Source organism: Okeania sp. SIO2F4 (assembly GCF_010672385.1).
Classification (GTDB): Bacteria; Cyanobacteriota; Cyanobacteriia; order Cyanobacteriales; family Microcoleaceae; genus Trichodesmium.
This window is the reverse complement of sequence record NZ_JAAHGT010001212.1, coordinates 1-2,332: the sequence shown is the minus strand read 5'-3', so window position 1 is coordinate 2,332 and position 2,332 is coordinate 1. Positions and strand designations below refer to the sequence as shown.

The following is a 2,332-nucleotide window of genomic DNA, read 5'->3' as shown; positions in this document are numbered from 1 at the left end:
AAACCCAGTTTCATCGCCAATAATAAACTCTCTATTTTTATTGAAATTGATTATACCGAGTGCTACAGAATCAATTTGTTCGGCGCTAAGTGCTTCAAATAATCTCTTTTTATCCCATGTACCGCTATCCAGCTTTGCATTAGATGCTTGATCATTTAATTTTTTGACAACCCAGTCGTCAATACTATCAACTCCTTCCTCCTGGGTAACTTTGTCTACTAAATCGCCCAACACCTTGTGGACGGTAGAGCGCATATTAACTGGAACCAGGCCACCCATCCTTTTTCCTTCTGAAAACGTATCCACTCAATATGATGGGGTAGGGAATGATTATAACTGCCAAGACCAACTAAGGGAATTAACAGAAGAGCGATCGCGAATAATACTTGCCAGAGACGGAATATTCCCTGTCCTCAAAATGCGATCGTGTACATATTCAAAAAAGCTTAATCCCAGTTTACGAGTAGTAGCAACAAGGGACATAAAAGTATCCCAAGATGCAGTCCCCTCAGCTGTCTGAGTTCCATAACTGATATGGCGTCTCCTTACCATAGTTCTCGCAGCTAACTCCGCCGGGTTATTATGCAATGGTAATTCCGGATGCTCTAACACCAACAGCAACTCCGAGATTTTGCTGGCAGTTAATCGTTTTCGTTCATCCAACTGCTGATAACCACTCTGAGTCTGAAAAAGTCGTAAAAATTCAGAGTGTAGTCTTTGTGCAGTTGAAAGTGTAGGAGCATCTCTATAAGCAAGTAACTTTCTATAGTAATCCCAAAAATCATCCAAGAATTGTTCCTGGAGTTTTTGATGATAATGAACCTTGGGAGTTAACTTTTTATAATGTCGTCCCTCATGTATCCAACATAAAGCCAACTCATCAGTCAGTAACTTGAAGGTTGGTGCATCATCACAGAGGAGAGTCTTGATAACTGGCCAGTCTCTTTGCTGATGATAAAAAGCGATTGCTGCTGCTTCCAAAATACGTTTACGCATTTGTGACCCTAATAATGGTAAATGTCTATCTAGTAGCCCATTAAACTCTGTAGAATTCAATACAGTGTCTTGGGGCAACAATTCCAGAGACTTCTTCCATTTATCTGGTATACGTAAGGTTTCCAACATTGAGTTGGTGAAGGAGTTGAGAATAAACTCTAGTTCTCGTCCGTCAAGTAAACCTTGAAGCACACTTAATCTATCTTTGTTGGCAGTGGTAAAGTAGACCGTATAAAGAGGGTTACATACTATATTCGTGGTATAGTTGACTCCTCCCACTCTGGCTCCCGTTTGGTCAAAGTGTTGCCAGGGACTACTTAATAGTCCGGCTTCATAAATTTCGCTTTTTTCCCTCTCAAAAACAGCCTGGTTTTTGATTAATAAATTAGACAAATGTCCTGCTGAAATGGAGATGCCCATATCCTCTAAAAACTCTAACAGTTTGCCTTGGGTCATATTTCCCCCATAGTACAAACTGATAATTAAGCTTTTAATTCCTGGACCAAATTCTCCTTCATAACCTGCTGGTAATTCTGCCAAATAGGTTTTTCGCGTAGAGCGTGAGTAGTATTTCTCTTTCAGAAATAATACGTTATCAGTTCCCAGGGTGATGTCTTGAATGATTACTTCTTCGTAACCCTTAAACTGTGCATCTATGGGCAGTAATTCTATCGGATACTCTAATATTTCTTCTCTATCTATTTTGACCTTAGATTTTTTACTGCCCTTAGAATGGTTTTGAGGTAGCTTTCGTTCTTTTTCTGATGAATAGTTTTGGGAAAATCCTCTTGGTTTTTTGGCTTTAATTTTTGGCTGTTGTTGCTCTCCCTTCAGACGATTGTTTTCGTCTCTTAAGCTTTGGTTTTCTTGTTGCAGGTCTTTGAGTTGTACGTGTAATTTTTCTATCAGGTTCAGTAGGCTCTCTACTGTTTGAGACAAGGACTTGTCTGCAATTTCGGTCTGGTCTATCCTTTGCAGCACCTGTTCTACTAATTTTTGGTTGTCATTATTTTGTCTCATGTGTGATATTCTATAACCTTCTGTGTTCTTCTGTTGTTATTCTTTATCCTTTATTCTTTTTTGGTTACCCTTATTGATTTAGACGATACGATCGCTCCCTATTTTATCAATCCATTTGATTGGTCTTGGCAGTTATAATCATTCCCTACCCCATCATATTGAGTGGATACAAAAATATTCAAACTAGAAATGATGGTTCTCCTGTTACTAATTTGAAGTTAGACAGAACTTTAGAGAAAGAAATTGAACGAAAGAGCACACTTCTGAACCAAGTAACATGACGTGTTCCACCCCTTATGCGGTCTTCTCCTGGAAA

General features: G+C 39.0%; 2 protein-coding genes. Both read right to left on the bottom strand.

Annotated features, from left to right (window positions below; translation table 11 throughout):
• Positions 1–306 (bottom strand): hypothetical protein (locus F6K22_RS38970; RefSeq protein ID WP_293110311.1); only part of this gene is annotated, 306 nt, incomplete at its 3' end.
• Positions 307–330: 24 nt separating this feature from the next.
• Complete coding sequence (locus F6K22_RS38965) at positions 331–2,016, bottom strand: IS66 family transposase (protein WP_293110309.1); 1,686 nt, start codon at positions 2,014–2,016, stop codon at positions 331–333.
• Positions 2,017–2,332: the final 316 nt, after the last annotated feature.